We start from the raw sequence: 17,695 nt of genomic DNA, 5'->3' as shown, positions 1-17,695 counted from the left end.
CAGGCTGCTGGCCGGGGTGCCGCCTCACGACGGCGCCCCTGCCTGTTTAGAGGTCGTCGAAGAAGCGCTTCATGCCGTCGAACCAGCCACTGGCCCGGGGCGAATGGGAGCTGTCGCTCTGCAGGGTGTTGCGGAATTCCTCGAGCAGCTCGCGCTGCCGCCGGCTCAGGTTGACCGGGGTTTCCACCACCACCTTGCACATCAGGTCGCCGGCGCCACCGCCACGCACGGGCGTCACGCCCTTGCCACGCAGGCGGAACATCTTGCCGGTCTGGGTGCCCTCGGGGATCTTCAGCTTGACCCGGCCATCCAGGGTCGGCACTTCCAGCTCGCCACCCAGGGCGGCATCGGTGAAGTTGATCGGCACCTCGCAATAGAGATGCTTGCCGTCGCGCTGGAAGATCGAGTGCTCGCGCACATTGACCACCACGTAGAGGTCGCCGCTGGGGCCACCCAGGGTCCCGGCCTCGCCTTCGCCGGTCAGGCGGATGCGGTCGCCGGTGTCGACGCCCGCCGGCACCTTGACCGACAGGGTCTTCTGCTCTTCCACGCGTCCCTGACCATGACAGGCGTTGCAGGGCTCGGGAATGATCTTGCCGCTGCCGTGGCAGCGCGGGCAGGTCTGCTGCACCGAGAAGAAGCCCTGCTGCATGCGCACCTGGCCAATACCGCCGCAGGTGGGGCAGGTGGACGCCGAGGTACCTGGCTTGGCGCCATTGCCGTCGCAGACCTTGCACTCGACCAGGGTGGGCACGCGAATGGTGACCGTGGTCCCGCGCACCGCCTCTTCCAGATCCAGGTCCAGGGTGTAGCGCAGATCGGCGCCGCGCTGCGGACCGCCACGCCCACCGGCGCCACCGCGACCGCCGAAGAAGTCACTAAAGACGTCGCCGAAGATGTCGGAGAAGCTCGCGCCACCGGCCGCACCACCGAAACCGCCGCCGCCCATGCTCGGATCGACGCCAGCATGGCCGTACTGGTCGTAGGCCGAGCGCTTGCCCGCATCGGACAGCACTTCGTAGGCCTCGGCGGCCTCCTTGAACTGCTCCTCGGCAGCCGCGTCCCCCGGATTGCGATCCGGGTGGTATTTCATCGCCAGGCGTCGGTAGGCCTTCTTAAGCTCGGCTTCGCTAGCGCCGCGCTCGACCCCGAGCACCTCATAGTAATCACGTTTGGCCATAGACTTTCTGCACCTTAAATTTTCTCACCCTCCAGACACGCCAACGCGGGAGCAGGCTCCCGCGTAGCGGATCCGACGGGCACGAAGCCCGTCAGGTGCGGTAAGCACGGGGCTTACTTGTTGTCCTTCACTTCCTCGAACTCGGCATCGACCACGTCGTCGCCGGGCTTCTTGGCCTCACCGTCCGCCTTGGCCGAGGCGCCTTCGGCACCCGCGGCAGCGCCCTGCTCGGAGTAGAGCTTCTGGGCCAGCGGCGCGGAGGCCTGGGACAGGGCATTCATCTTGGCTTCGATGGCGTCCTTGTCGTCACCGCGCACGGCGACTTCCAGCTCGCCAATGGCCTTCTCGATGGTGCTCTTCTCTTCGGCCGTGGCCTTGTCGCCTGCCTCGGTCAGCATCTTGCGGGTGCCGTGCACCAGGGCATCACCCTGGTTGCGGGCCGCGGCCAGCTCTTCGAACTTGCGATCCTCGTCGGCATTGGCCTCGGCGTCACGCACCATCTGCTGAATCTCGTCCTCGGACAGACCGGAGGACGCCTTGATGACGATGGACTGCTGCTTGCCGGTGGCCTTGTCCTTGGCGGACACGTTGAGGATACCGTTGGCGTCGATGTCGAAGGTCACCTCGATCTGCGGCACGCCACGGGGCGCCGGCGGGATCTCGGCCAGGTCGAACTTGCCCAGCGACTTGTTCTGCGCGGCCTGCTTGCGCTCGCCCTGCAGCACGTGGATGGTCACGGCGCCCTGGTTGTCGTCGGCAGTGGAGAACACCTGCGACTTCTTGGTCGGGATGGTGGTGTTCTTCTCGATCAGCGCGGTCATCACGCCACCCATGGTCTCGATGCCCAGGGTCAGCGGAGTCACGTCCAGCAGCAGCACGTCCTTGACGTCACCGGCCAGCACGGCGCCCTGGATGGCCGCACCAATGGCGACGGCCTCGTCCGGGTTGACGTCCTTGCGCGCTTCCTTGCCGAAGAAGTCGGCCACACGCTTCTGCACCAGCGGCATGCGGGTCTGACCACCCACCAAGATGACCTCGTGGATGTCGGAGACGTCCAGACCGGAGTCCTTCAGGGCAGTGCGGCACGGCTCGATGGTGCGCTCGACCAGCTCTTCCACCAGGGACTCCAGCTTGGCGCGGGAGACCTTGACGTTCAGGTGCTTGGGACCGCTGGCATCGGCGGTGATGTACGGCAGGTTGACGTCGGTCTGGGTAGCCGAGGACAACTCGATCTTGGCCTTCTCGGCAGCTTCCTTCAGGCGCTGCATGGCCAGCGGGTCACCCTTGAGGTTCATGCCGCTTTCTTTCTTGAATTCCTCGACGAGGTAGTCGATCAGGCGGATGTCGAAGTCTTCGCCACCCAGGAAGGTGTCGCCATTGGTGGCCAGCACCTCGAACTGATGCTCACCATCGACCTCGGCGATCTCGATGACCGACACGTCGAAGGTGCCGCCGCCCAGGTCATAGACGATCACGGTGTGGTCGCCCTTGGCCTTGTCCAGGCCATAGGCCAGAGCCGCCGCGGTGGGCTCGTTGATGATGCGCTTGACGTCCAGACCAGCGATGCGACCGGCATCCTTGGTGGCCTGGCGCTGGCTGTCGTTGAAGTAGGCCGGTACGGTGATGACCGCTTCGGTCACGGCCTCGCCCAGGTAGTCCTCGGCGGTCTTCTTCATCTTCTTCAGGACTTCGGCAGACACCTGCGGCGGCGCCATCTTCTGGCCCTTGGCCTCGACCCAGGCGTCACCGTTGTCGGCCTTGACGATCTTGTAGGGGACCATCTCGATGTCTTTCTGCACGACGTTTTCTTCATAGCGCCGACCGATCAGGCGCTTGACCGCGTACAGGGTGTTCTGCGGATTGGTCACCGCCTGGCGCTTGGCCGGCTGGCCAACCAGGGTCTCGCCATCGTTGGTGTAGGCGATGATGGACGGCGTGGTGCGGGTGCCCTCGGCGTTTTCCAATACCTTGACGTTGCCGTTTTCGAGGATCGCGACGCAGGAGTTGGTCGTCCCCAGGTCGATACCGATGATCTTGCCCATGTAGTCTTCTCCAGAAATCTCAGATTCCGCGCGGCCCGCTCAGGGGGCCTTTGATGTTCGCTTGCCTACCAGATGGGGCCGAGCGAAAGAATTTCAAGCCTTTTCGTCAATGCTCGGCTGCTGCGCTGCAGGGGCCTTGCTGACTACCACCATCGCCGGCCGCAGCAGGCGACCATTGAGCAGATAGCCCTTTTGAAACACCTTGAGTACGCTGCCCGGCTCGGCGGTGGCGCTCTCCTCCATGGCCATGGCCTGGTGGTGTTCGGGATTGAAGGGCGCGCCGTGGGGATCGACGGCCTCGACCTGATAGCGCTTGAGGGTGTCCTGCAGCATCTTCAGGGTCAGCTCCATGCCTTCACGCATGGGCTTCAAGGTTTCGTCGGTGGCGTTGGACAGTTCCAGGCCACGCTCCAGGCTGTCGAGCACGGGCAACAGATCGCCAGCGAATTTCTCCAGCGCGAATTTGTGCGCCTTCTCCACGTCCTGCTCAGCGCGACGACGCACGTTCTGCAGCTCGGCGACGCTGCGCAGCGACTGATCCTGGGCCGCGGCGAGCTGCTCTTCGAGCGTGGCGATGCGGGCGGCGACGTCCTCGTGCTGGACTTCACCCTGGGCCGCGGCCTCGTGCTCGGGGTTTTGGGAGTTCTGTTCGTCGGCCATGGGAGTCCTCCTGTGATATTGCCGGTGGGCGCGCCCTCTAATGGACGACGCCTTGATCGATGGCGCCTATATGGGGCCACCGGCCGGCGCTTCAAGAGCTGTATGGATTGCCAGTGCCCAAGCGGCACTGTATAAACAACCAGAAAATCGCTTTCGGAGATCGTCGCATGCTGGTGCATCTGTCCGTCCGCAACTACGCCATCGTCGAACACCTCGACCTCGACCTCGAGCGCGGCATGACCGTGATCACCGGCGAAACCGGCGCCGGCAAGTCCATCATGCTCGACGCCCTCGGCCTCACCCTGGGCGATCGCGCCGACAGCGACGCGGTCAGACCCGGCGCCGACAAGGCCGATGTGCTGGCCAGCTTCGATACCACCGATATCCCCGAGGCGCGTCAATGGCTTGCCGAGCGCGACCTGGAACAGGACGGTCCCTGCCTGCTGCGCCGCGTCATCACCCGCGAGGGACGCTCGCGTGGCTATATCAATGGCTCGCCCTGCCCGCTGGCTGATCTCAAGACCCTCGGCGGCCTGCTGATCGACATTCACAACCAGCACGAGCACCAGTCGCTGCTCGGCCTCGACACCCATCGCCGCCTGCTGGACGAGTACGCCGGCGCAGGCGAACTGGTCCGTCAGGTGCAGCTCGCCGCCCAACGCTGGCGCCAGGTGCGCCAGACCCTGGAGCGTCTTACCCGCAATGGCGACGAGCAACGCGCCCGTCATCAGCTGCTCAGCTATCAACTCGAAGAACTCGACAACCTCGCCCTGGCCGAAGGCGAGTTGCAGGCGCTCGAACAGGAGCAGAGCGATCTGGCGAGTGCCGAGCACATCCTGCTGGCCTGCCGCCAGGCCGTGGACCTCTGTACCGAAAACGAGCAGGGCAACGCCCTGTCGGCACTCAATGCCAGCGTGGCACGCCTGACCGCCTTTGACCGCCCGCCGGCGCAGATCCAGGAAGCCAGCAACCTGCTCGCCTCGGCCCAGATCCAGATCGAGGAGGCGATGAACGAACTCAATCGCTTCGTCGATCACTTCGAAGCCGACCCGGAGCGCCAGCAGGCCGTCCAGGAGCGCCTCGACAGCGTCTACAGCCTGGCCCGCAAGCATCGGGTCCAGCCCGAAGCTCTGCTGGAGCTGCACGAACAACTGCGCAACGAACTGCAATCCTTGGACGCCGACGACGTCGCCCTGGAGCGTCTGCAGGAAGAACTGGCGGCCTTCGAGCGCCACTACCAAGAGAAGGCCGGCGAACTGAGTCGTTTGCGCGAGCAGCGGGCGCCGGAGCTCGCTGCCGCGGTCGAGACTGAGATGCAGCGCCTGGGGATGCCGGGGGGCCGCTTCAGCATTACCCTCACGCCAGGCAGCACCGGTGAGCCCCAACCGCTGGGCAACGAAGGCGTCGAATTCCGCGTCAGCGCCAATCCGGGCCAACCCCTGCGCCCGCTGGCCAAGGTTGCCTCCGGTGGCGAGCTGTCACGGATCAGCCTGGCCATCCAGGTCATCACCGCCCAAACCTCACGCACGCCCACGCTGGTATTCGACGAGGTAGACGTAGGTATCGGTGGTCCGACCGCCGAGGTGGTCGGCCAACTGCTGCGGCAGCTGGGCGAGCGCGGCCAGGTGCTGACGGTGACCCACCTGCCCCAGGTGGCGGCCCAGGGCCATCAGCACCTGTTCGTGCACAAGGAGCGCGGCACCGACGAGACGCGCACGGCGGTGGCCAAGCTGGACCGCGCACGGCGCGTGGAAGAGGTGGCGCGCATGCTGGGCGGAGTCGACCTGACCCGCGAATCCCTCGCCCATGCCCGCAAACTGGTGGTCAGCCGCTAGAAGCAGGCTACCAACAGACAAGAAAAAGGCGACCTCTGAGTCGCCTTTTTCTTGTCTGGATCTTCACTTGCGCTGACGGATGTACAGCACCAGATTGTGATCGACCAGCTCGAAACCATGTTCTTCGACGATCTCGCGTTGACGCTTTTCGATCGAGGCATCGGTGAACTCGATGACTTCGCCGGTATCCACATCCACCATGTGATCGTGATGGCCGGTGTCGGCCAGCTCGAATACGGCATGACCGCCATCGAAATTGTGGCGCACCACCAGACCGGCCGCTTCGAACTGGGTGAGAACCCGATAGACCGTTGCCAGCCCCACGTCCTCGCCCGCTTCCATCAGCGCCTTGTAAACGTCTTCAGCGCTCATGTGGCGCTGTTCGGTGGTATCCAGCATCTGCAATATCTTGACGCGCGGCAGGGTCACTTTCAGACCCGCTTTGCGGAGTTCGTTGTTCTCTACCATGCTCTTTCTCGGTGCCGAGTGCTTTCGCAGCCCTCGGGAATACGGGTATGATCGGTGCTTCGTTGCCCAGCAAGATAGTGGAAGTCTCCCACCGATGCAAAACCTCAAGCAAACGCTGACCGGGCTCTCTCTGATGGGCCTAGCCATGCTCGCCGGCTGCTCTCTGCCGGGGGTTTACAAGATCGACATCCAGCAGGGCAACGTCGTCACCCAGGACATGATAGACCAGTTGCGCCCCGGAATGACCCGACAACAAGTCCGGTTTATCATGGGTTCGCCGCTGATCCAGGACACCTTCCATCCAAATCGCTGGGACTATCTGTACAGCCTGCAGGCCGCCGGCGGTCAGCGGAAACAGGAGCGTGTCAGCCTGGTGTTCAATGGCGAAAACCAGCTGAGTGGTCTGGCTGGCGATTTCATGCCCGGTACCAGCCGTGAACAGCAGATCATGGGTACCGATAGCGGCACTACCGTGGATCCCACTGCGCCAGCGCAACCCACTGCCCCTGCAGCAGCGCCGGAAACGCCAGCCGTGCCCGGTTCGACCGAAGACAGCATCCAGAAGGAAATCGACAGCGCGCGGCCAGCCGCCGTACCGACTCCCGAACGCATTCGTACCGACGGCCAGTGATCCCTAGCTAGAGGCCAGCCTTCAACCTGGCCTCTTCCGCACGTCGCTTGCGACTTTCCTTTGGATCCGCGAGCAACGGGCGATAGATCTCCACGCGGTCCCCCTCTCCCAGCCTTCGCGCATCCGGCTTGACGATCAGCTTGCCAAAGATACCGACCCGATAGCCCTCGCGCTGCTCGGGTGGCAGCTGTTCCAGCAACCCCGACGCCAGCACCGCCTGCTCGACAGTGGCACCCTCCTCCACTTGCAGACTCAACAGCCATTGCCGTTGTGGTAATGCCAGCGCTACTTCGATGGCGAAGCACTCAGCCATAGAGGGCTCGAGCACGCTGGCAGAAGGCATCCACCATGGTATTGGCCGCCTGATTGAACAGCGGCCCCAGGGTCGCGCGCACGATAGCGCTGTCGTATTCGAAGGACAGATCCAGCGAGATCTTGCAGGCCTTGTCCCCCAGCGCCTTGAAGGACCAGACGCCATGCAGCTGCTTGAAGGGACCTTTTTCCAGATCCATGGTGATGGATTCGTCCGGCACCAGGGTATTGCGGGTCGTGAACTGCTGGCTCAGGCCACCCTTGGCTACGGTGAGACCGGCGCGCATCAGGCCTTCGTCCTGCTCCAGGATCTGGGCGGACGAGCACCAGGGTAGGAACTCCGGATAACGGTCCACGTCATTGACCAGCGCATAGAGCGCCGAAGCAGGATAGGGCAGCAACGCCGAACGTTGGATGTGCGTGCTCATCGGAACCTCGTAGAATAGCGAATTCGGTGTCGGACCTTGAATTTGAGGGCGGCGCACGCAATTTACTCCCGCATCAGCCTGCCGCAGTCCAGAACCGCGGTATTGTCCGTGTTTGCTCATACCCGCTCAAGCGCGTGGCGACATTTCCCCCGACTCGCTGTACCCTGGAATCATGGCCAAGCAAAAGAAAGTTTCCCCCGGCAGCATCGCGCAGAACAAAAAGGCGCTACACGAATACTTCGTCGACACCCGCTTTGAAGCAGGTGTTTCCCTGGCAGGTTGGGAGGTCAAGAGCCTGAGAGCCGGCAAGGCACAGCTGACCGACAGCTATGTGCTGCTCAAGGACGGTGAAGCCTGGCTGCTGGGCAGCCACATCACCCCGCTGCAGACCGCCAGTACGCACGTCATCGCTGATCCGACCCGGACCCGCAAGTTGCTGCTCAACAAGCGCGAGCTGGGCAAGCTGTTTGGCGCGGTGCAGCAGAAGGGCTACGCCTGCGTCGCCCTGTCGCTCTACTGGAAGAAGCACCTGGTCAAGTGCGAGATCGCACTGGCCAAGGGCAAGAAGGAGTTCGACAAGCGCGCCACCGAGCGCGAGCGCGATTCCGACCGCGAGATCCAAAGGGCCATCCGCAAGGACGCCAAATAGCCAAGCGGCCGAAAAACGTTTCGTCAGCAATGACTTGCGTCGGACGGCCGGAATTCCTATAGTGAACGACCAGCAAGTTTTGGGGGCGATTAGGATTCGACGCCGGTAACGAAACTTGAGGGGCATGCCGAGCTGGTAGCAGAACTCGTAAATTCGCTGCTGCAAACTTATAGTTGCCAACGACGACAACTACGCTCTAGCTGCTTAACGCGGCTAGCAGTCGCTAGGGGATGCCTGTAAACCCGAAACGACTGTCAGATAGAACAGGATCGCCGCCAAGTTCGCTGTAGACGTAACGGCTAAAACTTATACAGCTCGCCCAAAGCACCCTGCCCGTCGGGCCGCAATGGGTTAACTCAGTAGACAGGGCTAAGCATGTAGAACCGATAGCGGAGAGCTGGCGGACGGGGGTTCAAATCCCCCCGCCTCCACCAAACAAGCGTTACAAATCAAGGGGTTAGCCGCAAGGCCAACCCCTTTTTTTGGCTCAAAATGGGCCGCTTTGGCTCGGTAATGGCAGCTTAATGACAGCCCTCAGGAGGCTTTATGCGCTATGTCTTCCCCGATCCAAAGAATTGCTCACCCAACAAGCCGACTGACGCTTGCACGTCTAAAAAAATGGTCGGCCTGTATAGCGCCGCTACCGGCGATAGCCAGATCAACTGCACCAAAAAGGTCAGGGAATGGTTTCGCACCGAGGCGACGTCGAAAGGTTGGGATAAGGTGATAGACACTCCGAGTGGAGTCACGCTGGTTGCAGACGTGAGGCTGCACAACCTGGCCAAGCTAGATGTAGTCGAAGGCTCGGAAAAAGTCGTTCAATTTCCTAACGGTCGAGTGCGGCGTCAACGTACATCTTGACGTAAAGGAAGCCTCGCATTGGGCGCCTCAACAAAGGTCAGGACCTCCTGGTAGCTATGAGGACCAAGAGGTCTTCGGCATTTATCCTGCTCTGAGGCCATGGACTTAGGAGGCGAGCTTCCCATGCTTCGCCCTCTGCTTTCACAACTATCCGGTGGCACACTAGCACTGGCAGCAGCTACTGACAGGTAACAACCGTCGCCACTAGGGCCTGCTCGTAGCCGATCCGCTGCCGGCGCTCCTCCAGCAATGCCCGCACTTTCACCTCTAGGCTGTCCTTCTTGCGCAGCCCCTCCGCCGGCTCCTTCACCCGGCACGGTATCTGGACTGGCACCTCTACGCGCACCACGCGCGGCTTCGGTTCGGAAGCGGGCCGGGCAGCGTACCCCGCCAGCGCGGTGTTAGGTGTCGTGAACGGGTCGCGCTCAAGCTTACCGCTAACCACCTAAAACGCGCCTAGCAGCACCGCGCGGCGATCCTGGATGCGATCGCCCGCGACGCCTTCGACTACGCCGTGACGTTCCCGGGATCGGCCAGGGCCTTGCAGTTCGCGCCGGAGAGCAGCCGGAAGACCATGGCCGGCTTTCTGACTGGGTGGCTGGAGGCGAAGCGGAAGCACGTCGCCAGCAGCACCTTCGAAGGCTACCGGAAGATCATCACCATGCGCCTGGTGCCGCAGTTCGGCGAAGTGATGGTGGTCGACTTCAAGCGGAAGGCCCTCAAGGACTGGCTGGACACCCTTGAGGTCGGCAATAAGACCCTGAGTAACATCCAGAGCTGCCTGCGCTCGGCACTGAATGATGCCGTCGATGAGGAAATCTTGGAGCTGAACCCACTGGCCGGCTGGACCTATGCTCGGAAGGAGGCGCCAGCCCGAGAGGATGACGTGGACCCGTTCACTCCCGAGGAGCAGCGCGCCATCTTGGCCTCGGCTACAGGCCAGGCCCGCAATCTGATCCAGTTCGCCCTGTGGACCGGCATGCGCACCAGCGAACTGGTGGCGCTGGACTGGGGCGACGTCGACTGGCTACGCGGCGAGATCAGGGTGAGCAAGGCGATGACCCAGGCCGCCGGCGGAGAGGCGGAGGTGACGAAGACCACCTCGGGCCGCCGCTCGATCAAGCTGCTGGCGCCAGCCATGGAAGCGCTGAAGGCGCAGAAGGCATTCACGTTCCTGGCGGACGCCGAGGTGTTCCAGAACCCACGCACGCTGGAGCGCTGGGCAGGCGATCAGCCGATCAGCCGATCAGGAAAACGATGTGGGCGCACGTCCTGAAAAAAACGGGTGTCCGGTACCGGCGGCCCTACCAGACCCGTCACACGTATGCCTCGATGATGCTCTCGGCCGGCGAGCATCCGATGTGGGTTGCCCAGCAGATGGGGCACAAGGACTGGACGATGATCGCGCGCATCTATGGTCGCTGGATGCCTGCAGCGAACGTGCAGGCCGGTGATAAAGCAGAACGGCTCTGGGGTTACGACCAAGCGGAGACGATTGCCAGCATCCAAGGGTAGAATGTTCAGACCCCAAAAAGCGAAACCCCGGGAGAGGCTTGCGCCAGTCCCGGGGATCTAGATTCTAGTGCTGGAGCGCTTGACCTAGGTCAGAGGGGCCTATCAGCTGCTAGTAAAGGAACTATACACCCTAATGGCCGACAGTCAAGCGCTCTACCCCTATCCACCAGCGACGATATCTGAGCTTGAGAGAAATCTCTCTAGTGAACGCTTTGGAGCTTATCTAACTCGCTCAGGGCACAGGCCAGAGTATGCAATACAATTATACCTATACAATGCACGAATAGCGAAATCACTACTTTTCCCTCTTCATATTTTAGAAGTGATATTAAGGAACGGAATCGACGAAGCGCTTTCGACTAAATTTTCTTATGACTGGCATCTTGACCAAAGCTTCATAGATACGCTCACTCACGAGAGCAACATATCGCTTGCCAAGGCTCGACACAGATTTAAATACAGAGTCCCAAGTAAGTCCGAGCTAATAGCCGAACTGAGCCTAGACTTTTGGTCGAACTTGTTCAGATCAGATTATGATCGAACTATCTGGCAGACTAGCATCCATATACTCTTCCCACAGAGGACATTTACAAGAGCTGCTTTTAAACCTGAAATCATGGAGATCAACAAGCTTAGAAACCGGATTGCGCATCACGAGCCGATACTGGATATAAATACCAGCGTCATACACACAAAAGTACTGAACATCATTGCAGCACGCTCGCAAGACTCCAGTGACTGGGTAAAAGCTCATAGCACCTTCAACCAAATGATGCGCACAAAGCCTAACCCGGGATCGGGCCCTGGACCTTTCCTGAATAATCAAGTTGACAAAAGCTTTGCAATTGTAAGTAAGGAAGAAACGATCCTAAGCTTGGCTAGTCGGCCTGAATACTTTTTCGCTTGCTTAGACGATAAAGGGGCCGCGCTCGCAATATTTACTCACGCCGACATAAGTAAATACGTCCTGTTAAATCTAGAATCAGGCATGATAGATCTTAACGACCACAGCATTGAAAACCTTATAAGCTCTCTAGGCCTCACTGAGGACTTCGACGTCCTGGGAGAAACTGAGAGCATCAAAATACTGCCTCAGTTTTTCAAAAAACGTGTTAGATACGCGCTGATCCTATCTGAACAGGAACCTCAAACAGCCGTTGGCATTATTGAAAAAAGCCATCGCCGTTACTAATGACAGCTTTATGCCAGCTTCCGAGGTGAAGGCCTCGCCAGATGCGACCTAGACGGGGGTTCAAATCCCCCCGCCTCCACCAAAAAGAAAGGGCAGCCATTGGCTGCCCTTTTTCTTTGCCCGATCGACGAGCCCCTTAGAAGGGAATGTCGTCATCGAAGCTGTCGTAGTCCTGCTGAGCCGGCTGCTGTTGCGGCTTGGGCTGCTGCTGGGGACGGCTGTTGCCGTTGCCGCCATTACCACCATTGTCGTACTGCGGGGCCGACTGCTGCGGACGGGGAGCACGCTGTTGCTGGGGCGCCGGCGCGCTCTGGTTGTATTCATCGTTGCCACCGGCATTGCCACCGCGACCACCCAGCAACTGCATGTTGCCATTGATATCGACCACGATTTCGGTGGTGTAGCGATCCTGACCGTCCTGCCCCTGCCACTTGCGGGTACGCAGAGTGCCCTCGACATAGACCTGGGAGCCCTTGCGGATGTACTCGCCGGCGATCTCGGCGAGGCGACCGAAGAACACCACCCTGTGCCACTCGGTACGATCCTGCTGCTGGCCGGTCTGCTTGTCCTTCCAGCTCTCGCTAGTGGCCAGGGTGACATTGGTCACCGCATTGCCATTGGGCATGTAACGGGTTTCGGGATCGGCGCCGGCGTTGCCGACGAGGATGACTTTATTGACGCCACGGGCCATATGAATCTCCTGATAGGGCTGTCGATCAAGCGGCGACTGGCGTTTGGCTAACCAGTCGCTCCAATTGCGCCCGATCGACGATTTTAGTATCGATCTTGATGTAGACGGCCTGTTCTTCCGCCACCACTACCGCATCGGTCACTCCGGCCAGGGCCAACAGGCGTCCGACCAATCCCTGGTCGTTGACTAGCGCGGGCGTAACCGGCAAACGCAGACTGGTGACATAGGGCGGTTCCCGCATCGTACCAGCTACCACCGCCCATCCCAGGCAAAGCGCCGCACAACCCAGGAAGACGGTGGAGAGGCCACCATGCTGGAACAGCCAGCCACCGAGGATACCGCCCAAAGCGGAACCAAGGAACTGACTGGTGGAATAGATCCCCATGGCGGTGCCCTTGCCACCGGCCGGGGCCACCTTGCTCACCAGCGACGGTAGCGAGGCTTCCAGCAGGTTGAAGGCGGTAAAGAACACTACGATGCCGATGACCAGTGCCACCAGGCTGTTGCTGAAGAAAAAGAAGTACAGCTCGCACAGCACCAGCACACTGATGGCGCCTACCAGCACACGCTTCATGCGCCGCTTCTTTTCACCATAGATGATGAAGGGAACCATGGCGAAAAAGCCGACCACCAGCGCCGTAAGGTACACCCACCAGTGTTCTTCCTTGGGCAGGCCGGCATGGTCGGCCAGGGCCAGCGGCAGGACGACGAAACTGGCCATCAGCACAGCGTGTAGCGCGAGGATGCCGAAGTCCAGCCGCAACAGATCGCGATTGCGCAGGGTCGCGCCCAGCGCCTGACGCGCCAGGTTCGACTCCCGGTGGGCGAAGGGCGAGGCCTGGTGCGGGACCAGGAACAGCACGATCAGCAAACCGACCAGCGCCAGTCCGCAGGTGGCCCAGAACAGCCCTGCAAGACCATAGGCACGGGTCAGCAGGGGGCCAGCCACCATTGCCACGGCAAAGGACACCCCGATACTCATGCCGATCGTGGCCATGGCCTTGGTACGGTGCTGCTCGCGGGTTTGGTCCGACAACAGCGCCATGATGGCGGCCGAAATGGCGCCGCCACCCTGCACGATACGTCCGGCGATGACGCCCCAGATGGAGTGGGCATTGGCAGCGATGGCGGCACCAAGGGCGAACACCAGCAGTCCACCAATGATGATGGGGCGCCGGCCGATGCGATCGGACAGCGTCCCCAGGGGAATTTGCAGGACCGCCTGGGTCAAACCATAGGCACCTATGGCCAGGCCAATCAGCGCCGGGGTGGCATCCGCCAACTCCTGACCATAGGTCGCCAGGACCGGGAGCACCATGAACATACCGAGCATACGAAAGGCGAAGACCAGAGCCAGCCCAAAGGCGGCACGGCGTTCGACGCCGTTCATGGCTTCACTGCGCTTGTCGAGCATTGATAATCCTCTCGTCGGCGACAGGCTTTTACGTCGCCACACAGCTTTAAAACAGTCGTGACAATGACCATTTAGGGAGGAAGCGGTGAAGATAGCCGAGCGCTCGTCCGAACGTTCCCGACCGCCAGGATCACGAACGCCCGATCACCGCTGTCGGGCCACTAATTTTACCAGCCTTACCCCCTCTCTCACAGGCGCGGCAGATAGCCGCAGCCTGGGAAGAGACCTCTTTTCTATTGAAGCGTCGCCAAAACGAGGCAGAAGTCTACGTGGATAAAATCCTCATCCGTGGGGCCCGCACCCATAATCTGAAGAACATCGACCTTACCCTTCCCCGGGACAAGCTCATCGTCATCACTGGGCTGTCCGGCTCCGGCAAATCCTCGCTGGCCTTCGACACCCTCTATGCCGAAGGCCAGCGCCGCTACGTGGAATCCCTGTCGGCCTATGCCCGGCAATTCCTGTCGATGATGGAAAAGCCCGACGTGGACACCATCGAAGGCCTGTCGCCGGCGATCTCCATCGAGCAGAAGTCCACCTCGCACAATCCACGCTCCACCGTGGGCACCATCACCGAGATCTACGATTATCTGCGCCTGCTCTATGCCCGCGTCGGTACGCCCCGCTGCCCGGAGCATGACGTGCCCCTGGAAGCCCAGACCGTCAGCCAGATGGTCGATCAGGTCCTGGCCATGCCGGAAGGTGAGCGACTGATGCTGCTCGCCCCCATCGTGCGCGAGCGCAAGGGCGAACATCTCTCGGTGTTCGAGGAATTGCGCGCCCAGGGCTTCGTCCGCGTCCGCGTCAATGGCCGCCTGCACGAGATGGACGAACTGCCCAAGCTCGACAAGCAGAAGAAGCACACCATCGAGGTGGTAGTGGATCGCTTCAAGGTGCGCGAAGACCTCCAGCAGCGCCTGGCAGAGTCCTTCGAAACGGCCCTGAAGCTGGCCGACGACATCGCCATCATCGCGCCCATGGAAGGTGAAAAGGGCGAGGAGATCGTCTTTTCCGCGCGCTTCGCCTGTCCGATCTGCGGCTTTTCCATCGGTGAGCTGGAACCCAAGCTGTTTTCCTTCAACAACCCCGCCGGGGCCTGCCCAACCTGCGACGGCCTGGGCGTGAAGCAATTCTTCGATGCGCGGCGAGTGGTCAACGAGGAGCTGAGCCTCAGTGAGGGCGCCATTCGCGGATGGGACCGGCGCAATGTCTATTATTTCCAGATGCTCGGTTCGCTGGCGAGTCACTATGGCTTCAGTCTGGACGCCCCCTTCAAGAGTCTCGAAGACAAGCATCGCAAGGCGGTCCTCAGCGGCTCCGGTCGCGAGAGCGTCAACTTCCGCTACCTCAATGATCGTGGTGACATCGTCAAGCGTGCCCATCCGTTCGAAGGCATCCTGCCGAATCTGGAGCGGCGTTATCGCGAGACCGAATCCCAGAGCGTGCGCGAAGAGCTGGCCAAGTACCTCAGTACCCAGCATTGCCCCGACTGCAATGGCACCCGCCTGCGGCGCGAAGCTCGGCATGTCTGGGTCGGCGACAAGACCCTGCCGGCGGTCACCCGCCTGCCAGTGGGCGATGCCACCCAGTACTTCCAGGATTTAGCCCTCAAGGGCCAGCGGCAACAGATCGCCGACAAGATCCTCAAGGAAATCCGCGAGCGTCTGCAGTTCCTGGTCAACGTCGGTCTGGACTACCTGACCCTGGATCGTAGTGCCGATACCCTGTCCGGCGGTGAAGCCCAGCGTATCCGCCTGGCCAGCCAGATCGGCGCGGGCTTGGTGGGCGTCATGTACATTCTCGACGAGCCCTCCATCGGCCTGCACCAGCGCGACAACGAGCGCCTACTAGGCACCCTGACTCACCTGCGCGACCTGGGCAATACGGTCATCGTCGTCGAGCACGACGAGGACGCCATCCGCCTGGCGGACTATGTCATCGACATAGGTCCGGGCGCTGGCATCCATGGTGGTCAGATCATCGCAGAAGGAACCCCGGACCAGGTCATGCAGCACCCCGACTCGGTGACCGGTCAGTACCTGTCGGGCCGCAAGAAGATCGTGGTGCCTGCCAAGCGTACCCCGCGAGACAAGAAGAAGCTGCTGAAGCTCAAGGGTGCCCGCGGCAACAATCTGCAGAACGTCAACTTGGAGATTCCCGTTGGCCTGCTGACCTGCGTGACCGGGGTATCGGGCTCCGGCAAGTCGACGCTGATCAACAACACCCTGTTCCCCCTAACCGCCACGGCGCTCAATGGTGCGACGACCCTGGAGGTCGCGGCCCACGACAGCTTCGACGGTATGCAGCACCTGGACAAGGTGGTCGACATCGATCAGAGCCCTATCGGTCGGACGCCGCGCTCCAACCCGGCCACATATACTGGACTCTTCACCCCCATCCGCGAGCTGTTCTCCGGCGTCCCGGAATCCCGCTCCCGCGGCTACACCCCGGGGCGCTTCTCCTTCAACGTCAAAGGCGGCCGCTGCGAGGCCTGCCAGGGCGATGGCGTCATCAAGGTGGAGATGCACTTCCTGCCGGACGTCTATGTCGCCTGCGACGTCTGCAAGGGCAAGAGATACAACCGCGAGACCCTGGAAGTGAAGTACAAGGGCAAGACCATCACCGAGGTACTGGACATGACCATCGAAGAGGCCCATGCCTTCTTCGAATCCATCCCAGCCCTGGCGCGCAAGCTGCAGACACTGATGGATGTGGGTCTGTCCTATATCCGTCTCGGCCAGAGCGCTACGACCCTGTCAGGCGGCGAGGCCCAGCGTGTGAAGCTGGCGCGGGAGTTGTCCAAGCGTGATACCGGCAAGACACTCTATATTCTTGACGAGCCCACTACCGGTCTGCACTTCGCCGATATCCAGCAGCTGTTGGACGTATTGCATCGCCTGCGGGATCACGGCAATACCGTGGTGGTGATCGAGCACAACCTCGATGTCATCAAGACCGCTGACTGGCTGGTGGACCTGGGCCCGGAAGGCGGTTCCAAAGGCGGCCAGATCATCGCGACGGGTACACCCGAGGAGGTTGCGGCCAACAAGAAGTCCTATACCGGCCACTTCCTCAAGCCCTTGCTGGAACGTGATCGGGAGTAGTCCCGAGTATCGACCAGAACGCAAAAAGCCCGGCACATGCCGGGCTTTTTGTTGCTCTGTCTTTGTAGGTTGGGCTGAGCGCAGCGAAGCCCAAAAGGCGAACGCTGGGCGTGCGCACGAGCTTTGGAAAGGAAAGCTTAGGTGAACTTTAGGGAGGTGAGGCTAGATGTTGGGCTTCGCTGCGCTCAGCACCAACCTACGCCGGTCCCTTGCCACTTCAAACACGACAGCCCGGCGTAGCCGGGCTGTCGGTGCTCTTGCAGACCTCCAGCCGCACCTGATCCAGCAAGCACAGCTCAAGCCTCAGCCGCACCGCCCCTGGCCCCCTCTCCCCCCGGGAGAGGGCTAGGGTGAGGGCAACCTCAGCCGCATGACTGCCCGGCTTCCGCTGGCAGGGCTATCGGCCCAAACGCCTTGGCGTCCGGCCAAACTTTTCCCACCCCAAAGTCAACACCCCCGCCAGAATGATCTGAGCGGGGGTGCTGGGTGTTAGGCGCTTGACGATGACCTACTCTCACATGGGGAAACCCCACACTACCATCGGCGATGCATCGTTTCACTTCTGAGTTCGGGAAGGGATCAGGTGGTTCCAATGCTCTATGTTCGTCAAGCAATTCGGTTGGCTGGCCAGGCGTTGGTGCTGCCTGGCTGGCCCAATTGGGTCGGTGATCGAAGTAGACAGCTCGTCTTGGGGTCTTGCGAACCCACGCGCC

14 protein-coding genes, 1 rRNA gene, 1 other RNA gene and 1 pseudogene are annotated in these 17,695 nt (G+C 61.3%); 8 read left to right on the top strand and 9 right to left on the bottom strand.

Annotated features, from left to right (window positions below; genetic code table 11):
* Positions 1 to 46: 46 nt before the first annotated feature.
* The 3 genes from dnaJ to grpE all read right to left on the bottom strand — a co-directional run bounded on the left by dnaJ (position 47) and on the right by grpE (position 3,882).
* Positions 47 to 1,180, bottom strand: coding sequence for a molecular chaperone DnaJ (gene dnaJ, locus FEZ61_RS10205; protein ID WP_007162663.1), 1,134 nt, complete (start codon positions 1,178 to 1,180; stop codon positions 47 to 49).
* Positions 1,181 to 1,293: 113 nt separating this feature from the next.
* Complete coding sequence (gene dnaK / locus FEZ61_RS10200; protein ID WP_017640634.1) at positions 1,294 to 3,222, bottom strand: molecular chaperone DnaK; 1,929 nt, start codon at positions 3,220 to 3,222, stop codon at positions 1,294 to 1,296.
* A 93-nt stretch (positions 3,223 to 3,315) separates the two neighbouring features.
* Positions 3,316 to 3,882: a nucleotide exchange factor GrpE gene (grpE, locus tag FEZ61_RS10195; protein ID WP_173148532.1), complete on the bottom strand. Its 567-nt coding sequence runs from the start codon at positions 3,880 to 3,882 to the stop codon at positions 3,316 to 3,318.
* A 167-nt stretch (positions 3,883 to 4,049) separates the two neighbouring features.
* Here grpE and recN point away from each other — a divergent pair, with 167 nt between their 5' ends.
* Positions 4,050 to 5,717: a DNA repair protein RecN gene (recN, locus tag FEZ61_RS10190; RefSeq protein WP_173148530.1), complete on the top strand. Its 1,668-nt coding sequence runs from the start codon at positions 4,050 to 4,052 to the stop codon at positions 5,715 to 5,717.
* A 63-nt stretch (positions 5,718 to 5,780) separates the two neighbouring features.
* On the opposite strand, the gene fur is transcribed toward recN, so the two are convergent.
* Positions 5,781 to 6,185, bottom strand: a complete 405-nt coding sequence (gene fur, locus FEZ61_RS10185; protein ID WP_007162667.1) for a ferric iron uptake transcriptional regulator — start codon at positions 6,183 to 6,185, stop codon at positions 5,781 to 5,783.
* Positions 6,186 to 6,279: 94 nt separating this feature from the next.
* Between fur and FEZ61_RS10180 the strand changes: the two genes are divergently transcribed.
* Positions 6,280 to 6,816, top strand: coding sequence for an outer membrane protein assembly factor BamE (locus tag FEZ61_RS10180; protein ID WP_017640637.1), 537 nt, complete (start codon positions 6,280 to 6,282; stop codon positions 6,814 to 6,816).
* 7 nt (positions 6,817 to 6,823) lie between these two features.
* Here FEZ61_RS10180 and FEZ61_RS10175 read toward each other — a convergent pair whose 3' ends face one another.
* Both FEZ61_RS10175 and FEZ61_RS10170 read right to left on the bottom strand, forming a co-directional pair.
* A complete protein-coding gene (locus FEZ61_RS10175; protein WP_017640638.1) occupies positions 6,824 to 7,129 on the bottom strand; it encodes an RnfH family protein in 306 nt (101 codons plus the stop codon).
* Positions 7,122 to 7,556, bottom strand: a complete 435-nt coding sequence (locus FEZ61_RS10170; RefSeq protein ID WP_017640639.1) for a type II toxin-antitoxin system RatA family toxin — start codon at positions 7,554 to 7,556, stop codon at positions 7,122 to 7,124. The genes FEZ61_RS10175 and FEZ61_RS10170 overlap by 8 nt, the downstream gene beginning before the upstream one ends.
* Positions 7,557 to 7,728: 172 nt before the next feature.
* Between FEZ61_RS10170 and smpB the strand changes: the two genes are divergently transcribed.
* From smpB to FEZ61_RS10145, 5 genes and pseudogenes are all read left to right on the top strand, one after another.
* Positions 7,729 to 8,205 carry an SsrA-binding protein SmpB gene (gene smpB / locus FEZ61_RS10165; RefSeq protein WP_007162671.1) on the top strand — a complete coding sequence of 159 codons (477 nt, stop codon included), beginning with the start codon at positions 7,729 to 7,731 and terminating at the stop codon, positions 8,203 to 8,205.
* An 81-nt stretch (positions 8,206 to 8,286) separates the two neighbouring features.
* Positions 8,287 to 8,639: a transfer-messenger RNA gene (ssrA, locus tag FEZ61_RS10160) on the top strand.
* Positions 8,640 to 8,751: 112 nt separating this feature from the next.
* Positions 8,752 to 9,066 carry a hypothetical protein gene (locus FEZ61_RS10155; protein ID WP_173148528.1) on the top strand — a complete coding sequence of 105 codons (315 nt, stop codon included), beginning with the start codon at positions 8,752 to 8,754 and terminating at the stop codon, positions 9,064 to 9,066.
* Between the two features lie 394 nt (positions 9,067 to 9,460).
* Positions 9,461 to 10,581, top strand: a pseudogene (locus tag FEZ61_RS10150) (tyrosine-type recombinase/integrase); the annotation flags it as partial.
* 133 nt (positions 10,582 to 10,714) lie between these two features.
* Complete coding sequence (locus FEZ61_RS10145; RefSeq protein WP_173148526.1) at positions 10,715 to 11,773, top strand: Abi family protein; 1,059 nt, start codon at positions 10,715 to 10,717, stop codon at positions 11,771 to 11,773.
* 136 nt (positions 11,774 to 11,909) lie between these two features.
* On the opposite strand, the gene ssb is transcribed toward FEZ61_RS10145, so the two are convergent.
* Positions 11,910 to 12,464 (bottom strand): single-stranded DNA-binding protein, encoded by a 555-nt coding sequence (gene ssb / locus FEZ61_RS10140; RefSeq protein WP_173148524.1) that lies wholly within the window; start codon positions 12,462 to 12,464, stop codon positions 11,910 to 11,912.
* 25 nt (positions 12,465 to 12,489) lie between these two features.
* Positions 12,490 to 13,878 carry an MFS transporter gene (locus FEZ61_RS10135; RefSeq protein WP_173148522.1) on the bottom strand — a complete coding sequence of 463 codons (1,389 nt, stop codon included), beginning with the start codon at positions 13,876 to 13,878 and terminating at the stop codon, positions 12,490 to 12,492.
* Between the two features lie 269 nt (positions 13,879 to 14,147).
* On the opposite strand from FEZ61_RS10135, the gene uvrA reads away from it, so the two are divergent.
* Complete coding sequence (gene uvrA / locus FEZ61_RS10130; protein WP_026083795.1) at positions 14,148 to 16,982, top strand: excinuclease ABC subunit UvrA; 2,835 nt, start codon at positions 14,148 to 14,150, stop codon at positions 16,980 to 16,982.
* A 495-nt stretch (positions 16,983 to 17,477) separates the two neighbouring features.
* Here the strand turns inward: uvrA and rrf are convergent.
* Positions 17,478 to 17,593 (bottom strand): 5S ribosomal RNA (gene rrf, locus FEZ61_RS10125).
* Positions 17,594 to 17,695: the final 102 nt, after the last annotated feature.

It is taken from the genome of Pseudomonas sp. MS15a(2019) (assembly GCF_013277805.1).
GTDB classification, from domain to species: domain Bacteria; phylum Pseudomonadota; class Gammaproteobacteria; order Pseudomonadales; family Pseudomonadaceae; genus Chryseomonas; species Chryseomonas benzopyrenica.
Note: the sequence above shows the minus strand (reverse complement) of the source record. Positions and strands in the feature narration are given on the sequence as shown.

Bases quoted from the DNA above. Each gene is read 5' to 3' on its own strand.
- dnaJ (WP_007162663.1), bottom strand. From the start codon at position 1,180: ATGGCCAAACGTGATTACTATGAGGTGCTCGGGGTCGAGCGCGGCGCT.
- dnaK (WP_017640634.1), bottom strand. From the start codon at position 3,222: ATGGGCAAGATCATCGGTATCGACCTGGGGACGACCAACTCCTGCGTC.
- grpE (WP_173148532.1), bottom strand. From the start codon at position 3,882: ATGGCCGACGAACAGAACTCCCAAAACCCCGAGCACGAGGCCGCGGCC.
- recN (WP_173148530.1), top strand. From the start codon at position 4,050: ATGCTGGTGCATCTGTCCGTCCGCAACTACGCCATCGTCGAACACCTC.
- fur (WP_007162667.1), bottom strand. From the start codon at position 6,185: ATGGTAGAGAACAACGAACTCCGCAAAGCGGGTCTGAAAGTGACCCTG.
- FEZ61_RS10180 (WP_017640637.1), top strand. From the start codon at position 6,280: ATGCAAAACCTCAAGCAAACGCTGACCGGGCTCTCTCTGATGGGCCTA.
- FEZ61_RS10175 (WP_017640638.1), bottom strand. From the start codon at position 7,129: ATGGCTGAGTGCTTCGCCATCGAAGTAGCGCTGGCATTACCACAACGG.
- FEZ61_RS10170 (WP_017640639.1), bottom strand. From the start codon at position 7,556: ATGAGCACGCACATCCAACGTTCGGCGTTGCTGCCCTATCCTGCTTCG.
- smpB (WP_007162671.1), top strand. From the start codon at position 7,729: ATGGCCAAGCAAAAGAAAGTTTCCCCCGGCAGCATCGCGCAGAACAAA.
- FEZ61_RS10155 (WP_173148528.1), top strand. From the start codon at position 8,752: ATGCGCTATGTCTTCCCCGATCCAAAGAATTGCTCACCCAACAAGCCG.
- FEZ61_RS10145 (WP_173148526.1), top strand. From the start codon at position 10,715: ATGGCCGACAGTCAAGCGCTCTACCCCTATCCACCAGCGACGATATCT.
- ssb (WP_173148524.1), bottom strand. From the start codon at position 12,464: ATGGCCCGTGGCGTCAATAAAGTCATCCTCGTCGGCAACGCCGGCGCC.
- FEZ61_RS10135 (WP_173148522.1), bottom strand. From the start codon at position 13,878: ATGCTCGACAAGCGCAGTGAAGCCATGAACGGCGTCGAACGCCGTGCC.